Below are 14,868 nucleotides of genomic sequence, written 5' to 3'. Positions count from 1 at the left end.
TCCACCACCCTTCCAAAAGCCTGTTTTCTTGTCGAAGGCGGCCCGCAGTTGCTCTTTTCCTGGTATCTTGGGGTTTCGCATTCGTACCACCGCGTTTATCGAGGAGGCAGGCGCCTGCGCGCCGAACCCTATGGCAAACAGACCTGGCAAGCATTCCGCTCCGCTCAACTCCGGCACCTCGCGCCGGGGCGCCCACTCGGCGCCGCTCGGCTCCACGCAGGGACGCCGCGGTTCCCACTCCGCCCCCGTAACGAGCGCCGGCCGCAGCACCCGGAGCGCCCAGGCCGCCCGTTCTCGCAGCGCCCAGGCGGACGCCTCGCGGACGCCTCGCGCCTCCCGCGCCCGCTCCTCCTTCGAGGGCACCGGCTTCGCGCCGACCGCAAGCCCCGTTTCCGCCGCGGGCGGCTCCCAAAGCTTCGCTGCCACGGACAGCCTTGCCCGCGCCAAAGCGGCTCGCAAGAAGTCGCGCGGTAAGAAGATCGCTCTCGGCATCGCCGCGGCCCTCGTCGTCATCCTCGCCGGTGCCGGCACGGCGCTCGCGCTCTACCTGAACGGCATCAACGCCACCATCCAGGGCGGCCTCGATGACGCCGAGTTCAAGGAGCTCGGCGAGCAGCTGGCCCCGGCCAAGGCCGACGGCTCCTATTACGTGGGCATCTTCGGCAGCGACGCCCGCAAGGGCGAGACAGCCAGCCGCTCGGACGTGACCATGCTCGCCCGCATCGATCCCGACAAGGGCGTGGTCGATCTCATCTCGGTGCCCCGCGACACCATGATCAATATCGAGGGTCACGGCACCCAGAAGATCAACGCCGCCTATGCCTTCGGCGGCCCGTCCGAGGCCGTGAAAACGCTCTCCACCTTCGCCGGCGTGCCCATCACCCACTACGTGGAGGTGCACTTCGAGGAGCTGAAGGACGTTGTGAACGAACTCGGCGGTATTCAGGTGAACGTGCCCGAGAGCTTCTATTCCGACACGAGCGGCATCTCCCTTGAGGCCGGCGAGCAGACCCTCGACGGCGACCAGGCCCTCGCCTTCGCCCGCGAGCGCCACGCCACCCGCGCCGGTGACTTCTCCCGCGCCCAGGCCCAGCGCATGATCATCGAGGCCATCGTGGAGAAGGTGCTCTCGAAGTCCATCACCGAGATCCCCGGTACCGTGGAATCCCTCGCCCGCTGCGTGACCACCGACTACTCCGTGACCGATCTGGTGTCCCTCGCGCTCACCTTCAAGGACAAGGGACTCACCATGTACTCAGCCGCCTGCCCCAGCTACACCCTGAACCAGGACGGCATCAGCTACGTGGGCACCCAGTACGCCGAGTGGCAGGACATGATGCGCCGGGTAGACGCAGGGCTTGATCCAACCGACACCTCCGCGGAAATCCCCGAGCCCCAGGCAAGCGATACCGAACTGGGCGCCGCCACCAACGCCGCCTCCCCCGCCGAGTACCGCGACCTCATGGCCGACGCCCTCACCACCGACGACGTCGTGGACGTGGAGTAGGCGACTATCCGCACCAGAAACACCGAGCGGCCCGGGCACTCGCCCGGGCCGCTCTTTTTTTGCAAGATCAAAGGCAACCGTCACATAGCTGCCGAAAGTTCATTCATCTTCCTTCGCACGGGCGCGTTGGGCCAGACGCCACGCCGAGCCGAGATTGAGCGCCCCATGCACAACAAGAAGCGCGAGGAGCACCTTGGCGGAAGCAGCATGCAGCGGCCCCCAAAAGTAATAGCCCTCGGCATAAAAGCCAAAGGCAGGCAGAACTGTTCCCGATTCCATGAGACCCGACAGGACAGCAACTGCAACGGAAAGCACCAGCGCAGCATCGAGCAAAATTCGTCCCTTTGCTCGCCAGGCGCCCCGACTCGTCAAAAGGCGGCCGGCAAAATCAACATGCTGGGCCCCGTGCACAAGCAGGACCAACCCGATACCAAGCCCCAGCCACTCGTGCGCGCCAACGCCCGTCATCGCAGGCAGCGACACCACGATATACAAAACCAGCGCCAGCGCATCAACAACGAGCACTCTCATGAGCGTCCCACCTTCCGCACGATGCCAACAAGCGCCACCACAAGGGCCACCGGCATAAGTATCCACAGGTTCAAGCTCGCATCCGATGCCTGGTGGTAGCGTGAGCCGAGGGTTTCCCAACCATGGCACTCCACCGATGCGCAGGAAGCTTCCGGGCACGTCATCTCGTGCACGCCATCCGGCTCGGGCACGTCGTCGAAACCGTGGCAGCTTCCTGAAGCGCATCCCACCACAGGACAGGGCGAAGTCTCCGTAATGGGTCGCACACTCAACGCCTCAGGCTGAACAAGCATCACAGCACCGACCGAACAGACTGCGGCCAGCAGAAACACCGCCGCCGTCACGGCGATCTTTTTCATAGGACTCCTTCCTCCTCCGAAAGAGAAGGGCCGCCCGCCCTGCGGCAGGCGGCCCGCATGTCAGAAAGACGCAGGGCTGATTGGAGGGCTCGGCTCGCGTCCGCGCAACTGACTACTTCTCGGAGGGACGCAACGGGAGAAACTTGAGCCCCAAGAAGAACACGAGGAACCCAAGGGCCACGACGCCCAGCGTCACGCCCGCCTCCAGCGGCGTCGGCCAGTAGACGAGGTTCGCATAGGCATCGGCAAGCGTGCCATCGGCGTAGGTGATGCTCATGGAATTCACTGCAGGTGCCATGTCGGCCAGGTTAGTGATTTGGAATCCGCCCACCAGCAGCTGAACGCGCTTGCAGAAGATGCCGGCGATGGCCAGCAACGAAGCCGTCACCAGAAGACCGTTGCGACGCAGGGCAGGAGTCAGGCAGATGACGGCGCACGCGACACAGCCGATGATCTCGAACCAGAAGTAGGGGGCCAGAGGACCTTGGGTCAGCATGGCCACTACCTCTGCCCCTGCGCCACCCGGGAACCCTTCGGTAAGCAGATCACAGCCAAAGAAGTACAAATCCACCAGCACAAAGGCTCCGAGCAGCTTGGCGAGACGCACGATGTTGTCTTGCTCCACGTTGAGGTAACCGGCACGGCGCAATCCAATGACAACAGCCATCACGAGCGCCGTACCACACACCAGAGCGGAGGACACGAACCAAGGAGCCAGAAGGGCTGTATGCCACATCTCGTGCCCCTGCTGAAGACTGAAGATCCAGGCAGTTACCGAATGGACGAGCACGGCGGTAACGAGAGCGATCACCGAGATGACGCGCAAGGCCACAGCGCTGACCTTGCCGCGCTCGGCCTGAATCTGGGCCCACAGGTATACGCACGACAGGATGAGGTAGGTGGAAAGGACAATGATATCCCACATAAGCGGGCTGCCCAGATTGGAGTAAACGAACAGCTCCCACACGCGGAAGGGCTGGCCCATATCCACCACTACAAGACCGATGGCGACCACCGTGCAGGCGATGGATGAGAACACCGCCACTTTCGAGATACCGCCGAAGCCGCGGATGCCGAGGGCCTTGGGCACCGACGAGATGATAAGACCGCCGGCCGACAGGCCCACGAAAAACATGAAGCCCGTGATGTAGAGGCCCCAGCTGTCGAGGTTGCGCATGGCGGTCTGCACCATGCCGCCCGACAGCTGCATAAACCACAGCACCAAGCCGACCACCATCACCACGGCGCTCACGCCGATGGCAACATTGAGAGCAGGACTCTTGACGGCCGTCGACGCGTGCTCACTAGCACGCCCTCGATCGCTGGACGCTGAGAAATCGAGGTCATCGCTGGCAAGGGCTCCACCCTGCATATACTCGGACATAATGTCACTCCCCTCTGCTAGACGAGATAGTAAGTTGAAGGCTCCGTGCCACGATCTTCCAAGAGCCGCTTGTGCGACCGTTCCGCAAGAAGACGGCTTACCTCAGAAGTCGGGTCATCTAAGTCGCCCCAAAAACGTGCTCGACCCACGCAAAGGTGCATGCAAGCCGGCTCAATGCCTTGAGACGTGCGGTGGTAGCAGAACGTGCACTTCTCCACGACGTGCTGCTGATGTTCGGGCGCATCCTTGCTGCCCATGGCATAGTCCATGTGGAATACGGGCTCTTCCCAGTTGAAAGAACGCACACCGTTGTAAGGGCAAGCACTCATGCACATGCGGCAGCCGATGCACTTGTCGTAATCCTGGCGCACCACTCCCGTTTCGGGATCCTTGTAGGTCGCTCCCACCGGGCATACCTTCACGCAGGCGGGGTTCTCGCAATGCTGGCAGGCGACGGGGATATAGCCGAACTGCAAATTGTCAGGATACGAGCCGCCCACCATGTCGAACCCCATCTCGCCACCGTTATCGGTGAAGATGCGGTTCCACCATACATCGTTGGGCAAGTTGTTCTCCGTTTTGCACGCCATGGCACATACGTGGCAGCCAATGCACTTCTTAGTGTCGATCACCATTCCATAACGGGTCATTTATCTCACCTCTCCCTCGTACTTGCGCACTTCGACGAGCGTGTCGTCGAACGACGTGTTCATATGAAGCAGATTCAAATGGTCGCAGGTCAGCTCTTGATAGCTGCCCGCCACATAGGCTCCCCGGTGCCATCCCTTGGGCGAGGAGACCATGCCCGGCCTGACGCCCATATCGAATTTCGCCTTGCACACGCAGTGGCCCCGATCGTTGTAGGCCTCGACGTAGTCGCCCTCGGCGATGCCGCGCGCTTCGGCATCAACGGGGTTCATGCGCAAATAGGGCTCCGGATCAAGCTCGCGCAGCACAGGAGCATGGTTGTACTGGGTATGCAAGTGCCATCTTGTGCGCTCGCAATAATGGTACAGGGGATATTTTTCGTGCTGCTCGCTCTCATCGTAGGCCTCGAAGGGCGTATGGTAGGTGGGCATATGGTAAAAGTCCTTGTCGATGGGCTTGCCGATGTCGATGCGAGCGCCGGGATTCTCCACGTAGAATTCCAGACGGCCGGAAAGCGTAGGCCAGCGCTGTTCTTCCCAGTGAATCCAGTTCTCGTCTCGGTCGGCCAGCACGCCCTTCTCCTTGAGGTTGTCGAAGGTAATGCCCACCGGCTCGCCCTTCTCGGTATCGACCACCATGCGCATCATTTCCTCGTTGGACTTGGCGTAGAACGCCTTGGCCGCCTCGTTGTCCATGCGCTCGGCAATGGCCCGGAAGATCTCCACGTCCTCCTTCGCCTCACCGATGGGGTCGGCCACCTTGTTCGCCATGTACAGGAAGGGAGTGTGCGAGCTGGCCTGAATCCAGTCGTACTCGAAGTAGTGGGCGCAGGGCAGCACAATGTCGCTGTACTCGCAGGTTTCGGAGAACTCCATGTCGTTCGTCACGATGCAGGGGATCTTCGGCAAGATCTCCTCGATGGTCTTGCGCTGGGCCGCATAGCTGCCGACCGGGTTCGCCCCTATGTTGTAGAGAAGGCGCACGGGGAAATCCTCGCCCTTCAGCTTGCCCGTTTCCAAGACCTCGGGCAGATGAAGCCACGGCAGCTCGTCGTGAAGGCCCTTGAGTCCCGCCGGGAAGGCGAGGCCGGCCATGTTGATCGTCGGCTTGCTCTTCCCCAAATGCCCGATAGAGGCGCCGCGCTTGCCGATATTGCCCGTAAGGGCGGCGAGGCAGGCCCAGGTCATGCCCATCTCCTCGCAGTTATCGTACAGGTGGTAGCCCGCATAGATGGTCGAGGGCGTGTCCTGGGAGTACATGCGGGCAAGCTCCACGATGGTATCCGCCGACACCTCGGTGATGCCCTCAGCCCACTCTGGCGTGCACTCGGCCATATGCTCCTTGAACAGCGACCAGGCCGTGGTAACTTTCACGCCGTTTACCTCGAAGCTGCCCTCGAGTGCGGGGTTGGCCACGTCATTGATGAGGCCCCAGGCGTCCTTGTCGGCGTCCCATACCACATAGTGGGCCGACTCCTCCAACGTGGGCACCTTGCCGGCCTTCACGCCCTGGAGTAGCAGTGTGCCGAAGAACGGGTACTCGGGCAGCTGTGCCGGGCCCTCCTCGCCGAAATCCGTCGCGCGGAGGAAATGGCCGTTGTCCTCGCGCACGAGCAGGGGAGCGCAGGTCTTCTCGCGCATGAAGTCCAGGTCGTACCATTCGTTGGCGATGATAGCGTTGAGCATAGCCATGCCGAGCGCCGGATCGGTACCGGGTTTGATGGGCACCCATTTTGTGGCCTGTTGGGCCGCGATGGTGTAGGTAGGGTCGATGACGACCAGATTGGCGCCAGCGTCCTTGGCCTCCATGCAGAAGTGCCAGCTATGGGGCTGGGAGTTGGGCGGGTTCGTATCCCAGATCAAAAGCGTTTTGGCAAAACGGTAGTCGCCAGCCATGTTACGCTGGTTGAAGTCCCAACCGCTGCCGGTCACCTCTCCGATGCCGACCAGATCGCCGTAGTCCAGGCACACGTCAAGCCCCTGGAACCCAAAGGCATTCGCGAAACCAAGACCGGCGATCAAGCCGCCGTAGGCGGCGAAAGAGTTGCCGGCAGACACAAGCACGCAGTTCGAGCGCACGCCGTAGTTCTCCGTGTTGTAGGTGAGCGTATCGGCGACAAGCTGGGTAGCCTCGTCCCACGACAGGCGCTCCCACTCGTCGGTGCCGCGGTTCTCGACATGGGGCTCTTCCAAGCTCCACGTCTTCCGCTTCATGGGATACAGCACGCGGTTGAAGTCGTACATGCGGTTCGCATGGCTAAAACCACGCATACAGATTCGCTCGTAAGCGGGATACGGAAGATCCTCATTAGATCGTATGTTTACCATTTTGCCTTCGCGAACCGTGGCAACCATCGAACAATTGCCTTGGCAGTTGCAACCGCAGACGCAAACGACCTCATGCTCCTCGTCGCCCGCAGTCTCCTCATCGGTTGCAGCAAGAGCCGTCATCGTGGCTCCGCTCACTGCAGCGGCTCCGGCTACAGCAGCTGTAGTTTTGAGAAAGCTTCGGCGCGAAATGCCTTTGACCGGTACGTTCAGTTCCGACATTTCTCCTCCTATCTCCAAATGCAGCGGAATCTCTCCGCTCTCCATTCGGGCGCCATGCATAAGCGCCCGCCCTCGCGCGGGGTCGGCCCCTCCCCGCTCTCAGTGCGCAGTATAAACCCTTTGTTACTTTGTCGCAATACATTGTGACAATAAATTTGAGCCTATTTTCTCTGTTTAGCGATTCCAGCTCTTTTCAAACCCCTGGAGGCAAGGCTCACACGCATCGGCAGATCCTGTACTGTCGGTAAGCTGCACAGAAAGTTCGCCTGCGGGTACCACTTTCAGCTCCCGCAGGGAACGCCCCTCGTCCACCGCGACGTTGAAAGACACGCACAGCCGCCCGGGTTCCGGCACAGCACGACGAGCAACGGAGAGCCAGCGAGGATGAAAGGCCAACGACCCCCCTTCGGCGTCTTCGAGAACCTGGCGGCAGCCCTCCCTCTCTAGGGCTCGTCTCACCAGATCGCGATCGCCGTCGAAAGCCAGCGCGGTCTTTAGGAAGAAGTCGTCGTAGTCGAAGGCATAGCAGGCGTGAATGTCGGCGAAGGGCTCGTTCATGTTTCGCACTTGAGCTCGATGCTTGTTCTCCAATGAGCAATAATGCAGCGCCAGTCCCAAGCCTTGCTCGCGCGCCCACAGCATCAGACGCAAGCAGTCCTCCTCGCTATCCTGCACCGCCAAAGCACCCGCATAGGTGTAGTCGAACATCACCTGCTGGGGAGGGTTGCGCAGCGTAAGGCCCAAGGACTCAAACACGGGCCAGTTCCACATGGCATAGGCAAACTCCAGCAAATTAACGCCGTCAACGCCTAGGGCATCGAGCTTCGCCAAAAGCTCTTTCATGAACGAGTCGGTTCCCGGAATGACGGGCATCTCCACCATGACCGTGGGCACTTGCTCGCGCGCCCAAGCCATACGTTCCAGCACCTTTTCCAAAAGCTCCGGCTTGTCATCCTGCTTGACAGAGAATCGAATCTCATGAAGGCCCGCCCGCACGAGACGATCGATCAGCTCGCGGCTCAGCAGGTCCCCGGACGTGTACAGGCGCAGATGAGCCGCGGGAAACAGCTCGGAGGCACGGGAGAAGAAAGCCACAGCCTCGTCTGCCATCAAAAGAGGCTCACCGCCAGTAAGCGCAATGCAGGCCGGGGAGCCGGGCTCTGCAGCCAAATCGTCCAGCTGGCGACGCCATGGAAAAGGTCGCTCGCACCAGTAGGCAAAATCCTCCTGATTGGGATTGAAGCAGAAGAAACAGTCGCGATGGCAGTTGTTCGTCAAGGCAAAACTGCGGCTCACGCAGGAGCCGGTGCACGCCTCGCAGGCAACGCTCATGGGGCCGATGGCCACACTCGCTCCTCCATTGCGGATGCGAGCCCCCCGCTCGCGCAACTGGCGAAGCAGTCCCTCGCGTTCAAGTCGTTCGCTATCGTACGGGGCGAACGCTATGCCAGTCGCCTCCAGGGCGGCCATGTGCTCGGCCTCGATGTCCTCGTACAGAGCGAGGGCCGAACGGCGCCCCTCGTCGCCCGCTCCCTTTTCGGTTTCCTTCCCGACCGCCATCTTTCCCCCTGGATAGCATCGATACGAAAGCTCGATGTAGTCGTCTTAACGTCACAGTGTCACATTATCACAATATCTTGCGACAATAAAGACTTGACTTGTCCCTCTTTGCCCAGGCATGTTTCCTGCGCACGTTGACGCGCCGTTCCGCGCCCTGGCCCCTGAAGGCAAATGGGGCCTATCGCATGAAATCCCGGTGAGCAAGGCGAGCCTGTACCATGGCGACAATGTCGTCATCGGCGAGCCCTGCGTTCGAACATACGCGGATCATGTCGTCGATTACTAGCTCGATGGGAGAATCTGAAGCCGTATGAGCACCCAAATCGTGGCGCTCGGCCACGAAAGTGCCCCGCCCCTTGCGAGTAGAAATGTAGCCCTCGCGTTCCAAATCCATATAGGCGCGATTCACCGTGTTGTAGCTGATATCCAGATCCACCGCCAAGGCGCGCACCGTAGGAAGCCTATCGCCGGGGACAAAGGCTCCCGAGCCAATAAGATAGGCAATGCGGTTCTTAATCTGTATCCACACCGGAAGGCCGGAGTTGTGGTCTATAGCGAAAGATTCAAGGACGCCCATGATGCTTCTTTCTCGCGAAACGGTACTTATATCCTATCAGAGCCCTCGCCCCTCGCGTTGGACGCCTTCAGCAAAACCATCGCTTACGGCCGTGGGCACCGTGACAACAGCGCTACCGGATCCCTTCACCGTCTCGTATTGCATGAGCATGGTACGCAGCTTCAGGGCCGCGTCCTCATCCCCGTAGATGCGGGCAGCCTCAGAAAGCATCTCCGCCAAATCGGCTTCGACACTCGCCACCGTCATGCGAGCATTGCGTTCGCGGTCGGCCTGAGCCTCCAAGGACATGACGTTTTGCAACTCCGCCGGGATCACGATGTCGCGGACCTTTACGGAGATGATGTCAACGCCCCACCCCGAGGCCTCTTTCTCGATATCGGCCTTGATCTCCTCATCCAGCTGATCGCGACGCAAGGCCACCTCCCCTACCGTTGAGCGCCCCACTGCCTCGCGCAGCGACGTCTGAGCAAGATACGATATGGCCGCGTAATAGTCCTCCACTTCCACGCAGGCCTTTTCCGCATCCCACACCACCCAGAACAGCACCGCGTCGATGTTCACAGGCACAAGATCGGCCGTCAACGTACGCTCAGCACGGAAGGGGGTGGCGATAATGCGCTGATCGACGCGAATGGTCCCATGCTCCAAAATGGGAATGGTGGCATAGAAACCAGGTCCCACCACGCGGTTCAACTTGCCGAGCCGCAGCACGACCACCTTTTCCCACCCCAGAGCAATATGCAACGAAGAAGAGGCCGCAAGTGCCGCGAGCAGAGCCGCAAGAATGCCCACGAGCGAGATGCGCCCCTCCAAAAGAAGATCGCAGACAAGCGCCGCAGCGGCCGCGGCCATGAACACGGCGACGCTGAATACGAGAGCGCCGTTGCGCGACGATTTCTTGGGCACATAGGAGGTTGCCGCCAGCATTTCCGCTTCGCTGTCGCTCCACGGGCCCGGCGCAGCTTCCCATTCAGTGCGGCGCGCTTTGCGACCCCTTGCGCTTTTCGTCATCGGTCGATCCTTCCTCTCATCTTGCTTAGCAAGTTGCCTTATTGTTCATCGTATTCCAGCGTTCCCGCTGCGAGGGCACAGCTCAGCCTCCAGCTACCGCGAACGCCATACGCATCGCGAGCTCGGGGTTCTGGGAAACGTCGAAAGAGGCGAGCCCTGTCACGCAGACCCTCAGGGCCGCCCCGCCAAGGAGCACACAGACGGCAATCCAGAGGCCCTTTGTGCGCCGATCTCCTCCAGGGTAACGACACTCCAAGATAAAGGGCGCGACCAAACCGGCTAGCACGAGCACCACCCAAAACATAATCGCCTCATCACCCGTCAGAAGGGCGCGGCCCCCCGCCTCTGTTCGGATATCAGTCAGCAAAAACGTCGCAAAGAGGGCCAGAGCCACTGCCTCTGCGATGATTATCGCACGGTCCATGTGACTTAAGCATCGCAGCGCTGAACCGAACGGCACGCGAGAATCAACGAAAGATGCAACGCCGAAGGCCACGGCCACCCCGCACGACAGCGACGAGAGACAAAAGAGTGCCGGCACAAGCCACGACCCAAAGGCGACAACCGAGGGCAGCTGCATGAGGAGCACTCCCGTGTAGACCGCTGTGATAACTCCTGCGATCACAGCGGCAACGGAGGCGACGAGCACTACGAAGAGAGGCAATCGCGCGCCAATACCATTCGAGGCAAGAGCGAAGAAAGTCGCCAAAGCGCCCGAGGCCAGAAGCGCCCACGCACCCACCGTCACGACCGTGAAGCGAGGGGCCAGCCACAGAGAGAGCACCCGCTCGGGACGGCCGGCATCGGCCATGAGGCAAAGCGATCCCACCGCCAGCAGCACCAGGCAGAGCACCCAGCCGCGGGATAACAGCTCATGGGGCACTCGCAAGTTTCTTCGCACCCACCGAATCAAACGGGGCTGCGATTTCTTTGTAGTGCGATAGGTCGCTCTCGTACCGTAGCGTCCTAAATTGGCGCATTCCAATACGCCCATAACAGCACAGGTGCCCGCCCCCGCTCCCCCGAAAAACAAGTAGGCTACGGCAAGTTCGCTGAACAACATTCTCCCCTGCCTTCCAACGCCGCCCCTACATTTCGCGAATCATCACGTGCAAGTGTATCCCCTCAATCACTTTATCGCAAGTTATTACGATAATCATTTCAAGAGCGGAATCTCCCCGTCAAACGTCAGGATCTCAGAGCCGCGCTACAGAAAGTCCACGACGCCGCAGTGGGTGTGGTAGATGGCGACGCGGATGTCCAGGTCGTGCTCGGCGGCAAGGCGCGCCAGCTCCGGCGAGGCGGCCAGCTCGGCTGCCGCGGCCCGGGCGTTCGCCACGCTGGCCTCGTAGGGGTCGCGCACGTCGCCCAGGGCCGCGACGATGCGCTCGGTGATGGCGGCCACCGGCCCCGCTTCCCCATCGAGGGCCGCCTTGATGGCGCCGCAGTGGGTGTGCCCCAGCACCAGCAGAAGACGGGTGTGCAAGTGTTCGCAGGCATACACGGCGCTGGCCAGTTCGATGGGCCCCACCACATTGCCCGCCACGCGGATGACGAACAGCTCGCCCAACCCGGTCATGAAGACGTGCTCGGGCACCACCCGCGAGTCGGCGCACGTGATGACGCAGGCGAAGGGGCGCTGACCGTTCTCGAACAGGTCGGCAATGCGCTCCTGGGACAGATCGCGCTCATGGTCGAGCGCCTCCACGTAGATGCGGTTGCCCTCCACAAGCCGCCGCAGCGCCTCCTCGGCTGGCACATGGGCATCCCCGTCGTAGTCGTCAGCGGTATAGCCCGCCGTCGTCAATTTCACAGCTTCATCCTCGCTCATACCGTCTCCCATCTTCCCGCGCGATTCTTTCTGATGGCTCTATAATGGCCCGAAGAGAGAATTTGGGCAAAGGGGCACATCCATGAGCGGGCCGAAGACGAGTCAATTGGAAATCGAGCGGATGATCCGGGCGCAGCTTGAGGCGCTGCTCTCCGACGTGGATCACAGTCGGGCCCGGGCGCGGCGACGCATCGCGGCGCTCCTGAACGAGCTTCTGGACGAGGCCGAAGGTTGTGCCGAAGCCGAGGAGGCCGCTGCCTCCCTGCGGCAGCTCGCCGAGGCGGCCCTCGCGCAGCTGACAGCGGAATGCGCTTTTACGCCGGCAACGGCCATGGCGGAATCCGTCGCCCGGACCGAGCGCTGCTCGTCGCGAGCCGTAGCCATCGCTGATGCCTTCGAGCGCGAGGCGCACCCCCTGGCCGAACGCATCCAGCGAGCCCGCGCCCAAGCCGCAGCCGCGTCCGAAGCACGCGACTTCACCGCCGTGCTGGCCAAGGCCGCCAAAGAGAGCGCCACAGCGGCCGCTGTGGAGGCCGCCCGCTCTTTCATGGCCGATGAGCATTGTCTGCCGTCGGAATCATCGGCCGTCGAAGCCCAGGGCGGATCAAGATCCGCCCCTATGGAGAAGGCTGCTGCAGAGGGGACGGCCATGCAGGTTGAGCCCGTAGGGGGCAACCTCGGTCGCCCCTCGCCCGCTGCTGTGGACGAAAGCGGGACATTGATCGCCCGCAACCATGTGCAAGAGGTCGCCCGTCGGGCGCTCGCGCTCATCGCCTCCCCCTGCACCCTGCCTGCCGATCGCGCCCTGCTCCTGGAAACGACGCGCGAGCTGGGCCCGCAGGCCGCCGCGCAGCTGGCGCTTCTGCTCCCCACCATGGAATCGAACGCCGCAGCCATGGCCGATCTTATCGCCCTCATCGAGGACGCCGAGGCCGACCTGCGCGCCCAGAGCGTCCCCTTCGCGGAAGCGTTCGGCACCTTTGCTACCTTGGAGGAGGCCGTCGGCCGCCTGGAGACGCTGCGGGCCCTCCAGCTTCAAGTCGATCGCAACGCCTACCTGAAGGCCTGCATCGACGCCGTTATGGCACGCCACGGCTACACCATCGCCCGCTCGGTCACTATGGGGCGCGACCTCATGGGCACCCATCGGCTCTTCGGCCGAGAAGACGCCACCGAGGGGCTGCACGCCTTCGTGTCGGATGCGGGCGACCTCATGCTGCAGGTGGCAGGGCTGCCTGGCGGCATCGAGGCAGTGGAAGACGGCGAGGTCGTGACCATGGAGGCGGCTCCTGGCGGGGCGCGCACCGAGCGACTCCTCGCCGACCAGCACGACTTCTGCGCCGTCTACGACGAGATCGCGGAGGATCTGGCCGCCTTCGGCATCACCAACACTGTGCGCTACAAGGCCGCACCCGATACCGCCTTCTGCCGCGAGATGCGAGCCGTCGCAGACGTCGAGGCGCGGGCGGGAATGGCGGAGCGCGACGGAATCCGCGCCTCCAACGAATCTCGCGGGCCAGGGCTGACCGAGGTCAGCCCCTACGGAGAAGATGCGGCGGCGAGGCGCGAAGCGCGGAAGCGCAGGCGCAGCGGCAACGCGACAAGGGAGATGAGATAGCATGCGCCTGTGCTCCTGCGGCTTCGCCAACCCCGACGATGCGATGCGCTGCGCCGCTTGCGGAGGCGCTTTGTCGCACGAAAGCGCAGGTGATACTCTGCTTTTGGAAGACGTGCGGAGCGGGGAGGTCGTCCGCATACCGGCCCCAGGCGGCATCCTTGGGCGCGCCGGCGACTTCTCGCCCGACCTCTTCTCGCCGAGGGTGTCCGGCGCCCATGCCGTGGTGGCCGTCGACAGCGAAGGGCGCTGGACCATCGAGCACACGGGCCGCAACGCGTCGGCCGTGGAGCGTGGTGGCGTCTGGTCGGATCTGCGCTGCGGCGCGCCCCAACCGCTGTTCGGCGGCGAGATGCTGAAGCTGGCCGACATGGTGTTCCGCGTGCAGGTGGGCACCCAGGCGGCCGTGGCGGACGGGGCCGCCGTGGAATCGGACGTGCAGGACGCTCCCGCCGAAACTGCCTGGTCCGTGCGATGTCCCGTGTGCGGGACCGAATATGCCGTGGAAGGCCCCGAAGGTCGCGTTGCCGCCTGCGCGTTCTGCAAGGATCCGCTGGATGCCCGGCAGATCGCGCGCGTCGCGGCGCGGGCCATGTCCGGCCGGTAGGCCGCCATGTTCGTCGACCGCATCTACTTCCCCGTCACCACCTTAGGTCCCGGCGAGCGCGTCGTCGTGTGGACCTGTGGCTGCACGAAGCGATGCCCCGGCTGCGCCAATCCCGAGCTGTGGGAGACGCGCCCCGAGGCCGCCATCGAGCCCGCGCGCCTCGCTGCCGTTCTGAACGACCTTGCCGGGCGCACCGGTGCCCATCGCATCACCTTCACCGGCGGCGATCCGCTGGAACAGGCGCCGGCCCTCGCCTCCGTGCTCGCGGCTATCCGCTCCACCTTCGACGACATCCTCATCTACACCGGCTACACCTTCGGGGAGCTCACCGCCATGCCCAAATTACCGAAAGGCCTGCTTCCCCTCCCCTCCTCCCCGCAACCAAGCAGCGGCGGCCTTCCCAACGAAGGAAGCGCCGGGGCCGCCCCCAGCGCGCACCCGGAGGATGCGCCGCTCATCGACGTGCTCATCGACGGGCCCTATGTCGAGGCGGAAAACGACGGCGTCTGCGCGCTGCGCGGTTCCACCAACCAACGGGTCATCGTGCTCAATCCGGCACTGGAAACCCTGTATCATGAGGAGATGCAGAAACCGCGCTCGGTGCAGAACGCGGTGTTCGACGGCCGGGCGATATCCATCGGCATCCACGGCCGGCCCCAAACGACCCGCGAGAAGGAGTAGCCCCGTGA

The 14,868-nt window shown here is 62.6% G+C and carries 14 protein-coding genes and 1 pseudogene; 4 read left to right on the top strand and 11 right to left on the bottom strand.

The window, feature by feature from the left end; genetic code table 11:
* Positions 1–130 precede the first annotated feature (130 nt).
* Positions 131–1,507: an LCP family protein gene (locus ACYVRU_RS04105; RefSeq protein WP_302012039.1), complete on the top strand. Its 1,377-nt coding sequence runs from the start codon at positions 131–133 to the stop codon at positions 1,505–1,507.
* Between the two features lie 99 nt (positions 1,508–1,606).
* On the opposite strand, the gene ACYVRU_RS04100 is transcribed toward ACYVRU_RS04105, so the two are convergent.
* The 11 genes and pseudogenes from ACYVRU_RS04100 to ACYVRU_RS04050 all read right to left on the bottom strand — a co-directional run bounded on the left by ACYVRU_RS04100 (position 1,607) and on the right by ACYVRU_RS04050 (position 11,939).
* Entirely contained in the window at positions 1,607–2,038 is a 432-nt protein-coding gene (locus ACYVRU_RS04100; protein WP_114539211.1) for a DUF4405 domain-containing protein, read from the bottom strand.
* Positions 2,035–2,397, bottom strand: coding sequence for a hypothetical protein (locus ACYVRU_RS04095; RefSeq protein WP_114539212.1), 363 nt, complete (start codon positions 2,395–2,397; stop codon positions 2,035–2,037). The genes ACYVRU_RS04100 and ACYVRU_RS04095 overlap by 4 nt, the downstream gene beginning before the upstream one ends.
* A 112-nt stretch (positions 2,398–2,509) precedes the next feature.
* Positions 2,510–3,781, bottom strand: coding sequence for an NrfD/PsrC family molybdoenzyme membrane anchor subunit (gene nrfD / locus ACYVRU_RS04090; RefSeq protein WP_227070122.1), 1,272 nt, complete (start codon positions 3,779–3,781; stop codon positions 2,510–2,512).
* Between the two features lie 17 nt (positions 3,782–3,798).
* Positions 3,799–4,431: a 4Fe-4S dicluster domain-containing protein gene (locus tag ACYVRU_RS04085; RefSeq protein ID WP_114539213.1), complete on the bottom strand. Its 633-nt coding sequence runs from the start codon at positions 4,429–4,431 to the stop codon at positions 3,799–3,801.
* Positions 4,432–6,699, bottom strand: a complete 2,268-nt coding sequence (locus ACYVRU_RS04080; RefSeq protein WP_227081070.1) for a molybdopterin-containing oxidoreductase family protein — start codon at positions 6,697–6,699, stop codon at positions 4,432–4,434.
* Positions 6,700–6,885: 186 nt separating this feature from the next.
* Positions 6,886–6,978 (bottom strand): annotated as a pseudogene (locus ACYVRU_RS04075) (twin-arginine translocation signal domain-containing protein); the annotation flags it as partial.
* Positions 6,979–7,152: 174 nt separating this feature from the next.
* Positions 7,153–8,448: a radical SAM protein gene (locus ACYVRU_RS04070; protein WP_173113996.1), complete on the bottom strand. Its 1,296-nt coding sequence runs from the start codon at positions 8,446–8,448 to the stop codon at positions 7,153–7,155.
* Between the two features lie 268 nt (positions 8,449–8,716).
* Positions 8,717–9,115 carry a GntR family transcriptional regulator gene (locus ACYVRU_RS04065; RefSeq protein ID WP_157012545.1) on the bottom strand — a complete coding sequence of 133 codons (399 nt, stop codon included), beginning with the start codon at positions 9,113–9,115 and terminating at the stop codon, positions 8,717–8,719.
* Positions 9,116–9,151: 36 nt separating this feature from the next.
* Positions 9,152–10,126: a slipin family protein gene (locus tag ACYVRU_RS04060; protein WP_157012546.1), complete on the bottom strand. Its 975-nt coding sequence runs from the start codon at positions 10,124–10,126 to the stop codon at positions 9,152–9,154.
* An 82-nt stretch (positions 10,127–10,208) separates the two neighbouring features.
* Entirely contained in the window at positions 10,209–11,189 is a 981-nt protein-coding gene (nrfD, locus tag ACYVRU_RS04055; RefSeq protein WP_157012547.1) for an NrfD/PsrC family molybdoenzyme membrane anchor subunit, read from the bottom strand.
* Positions 11,190–11,333: 144 nt separating this feature from the next.
* Positions 11,334–11,939, bottom strand: a complete 606-nt coding sequence (locus ACYVRU_RS04050; RefSeq protein ID WP_181869661.1) for a carbonic anhydrase — start codon at positions 11,937–11,939, stop codon at positions 11,334–11,336.
* A 100-nt stretch (positions 11,940–12,039) separates the two neighbouring features.
* Here ACYVRU_RS04050 and ACYVRU_RS04045 point away from each other — a divergent pair, with 100 nt between their 5' ends.
* The 3 genes from ACYVRU_RS04045 to ACYVRU_RS04035 are packed head-to-tail and all read left to right on the top strand — an operon-like array spanning position 12,040 to position 14,860.
* Positions 12,040–13,575 (top strand): hypothetical protein, encoded by a 1,536-nt coding sequence (locus tag ACYVRU_RS04045; RefSeq protein ID WP_452039451.1) that lies wholly within the window; start codon positions 12,040–12,042, stop codon positions 13,573–13,575.
* Between the two features lies 1 nt (position 13,576).
* Positions 13,577–14,179 carry an FHA domain-containing protein gene (locus tag ACYVRU_RS04040; protein WP_415979587.1) on the top strand — a complete coding sequence of 201 codons (603 nt, stop codon included), beginning with the start codon at positions 13,577–13,579 and terminating at the stop codon, positions 14,177–14,179.
* A gap of 6 nt (positions 14,180–14,185) precedes the next feature.
* On the top strand, positions 14,186–14,860 hold the full coding sequence (locus ACYVRU_RS04035) for a 4Fe-4S single cluster domain-containing protein (RefSeq protein WP_114549384.1): 675 nt from the start codon (positions 14,186–14,188) through the stop codon (positions 14,858–14,860).
* Positions 14,861–14,868: the final 8 nt, after the last annotated feature.

This window comes from Adlercreutzia sp. CNCM I-6216 (assembly GCF_977113345.1).
This window is presented reverse-complemented; position numbering and strand designations above follow the sequence as displayed.

Excerpts from the sequence above, each read along its gene's own strand:
- ACYVRU_RS04105 (WP_302012039.1), top strand. The coding sequence starts at position 131 with ATGGCAAACAGACCTGGCAAGCATTCCGCTCCGCTCAACTCCGGCACC.
- ACYVRU_RS04100 (WP_114539211.1), bottom strand. The coding sequence starts at position 2,038 with ATGAGAGTGCTCGTTGTTGATGCGCTGGCGCTGGTTTTGTATATCGTG.
- ACYVRU_RS04095 (WP_114539212.1), bottom strand. The coding sequence starts at position 2,397 with ATGAAAAAGATCGCCGTGACGGCGGCGGTGTTTCTGCTGGCCGCAGTC.
- nrfD (WP_227070122.1), bottom strand. The coding sequence starts at position 3,781 with ATGTCCGAGTATATGCAGGGTGGAGCCCTTGCCAGCGATGACCTCGAT.
- ACYVRU_RS04085 (WP_114539213.1), bottom strand. The coding sequence starts at position 4,431 with ATGACCCGTTATGGAATGGTGATCGACACTAAGAAGTGCATTGGCTGC.
- ACYVRU_RS04080 (WP_227081070.1), bottom strand. The coding sequence starts at position 6,699 with ATGCGTGGTTTTAGCCATGCGAACCGCATGTACGACTTCAACCGCGTG.
- ACYVRU_RS04070 (WP_173113996.1), bottom strand. The coding sequence starts at position 8,448 with ATGGCCGCCCTGGAGGCGACTGGCATAGCGTTCGCCCCGTACGATAGC.
- ACYVRU_RS04065 (WP_157012545.1), bottom strand. The coding sequence starts at position 9,115 with ATGGGCGTCCTTGAATCTTTCGCTATAGACCACAACTCCGGCCTTCCG.
- ACYVRU_RS04060 (WP_157012546.1), bottom strand. The coding sequence starts at position 10,126 with ATGACGAAAAGCGCAAGGGGTCGCAAAGCGCGCCGCACTGAATGGGAA.
- nrfD (WP_157012547.1), bottom strand. The coding sequence starts at position 11,189 with ATGTTGTTCAGCGAACTTGCCGTAGCCTACTTGTTTTTCGGGGGAGCG.
- ACYVRU_RS04045 (WP_452039451.1), top strand. The coding sequence starts at position 12,040 with ATGAGCGGGCCGAAGACGAGTCAATTGGAAATCGAGCGGATGATCCGG.
- ACYVRU_RS04040 (WP_415979587.1), top strand. The coding sequence starts at position 13,577 with ATGCGCCTGTGCTCCTGCGGCTTCGCCAACCCCGACGATGCGATGCGC.
- ACYVRU_RS04035 (WP_114549384.1), top strand. The coding sequence starts at position 14,186 with ATGTTCGTCGACCGCATCTACTTCCCCGTCACCACCTTAGGTCCCGGC.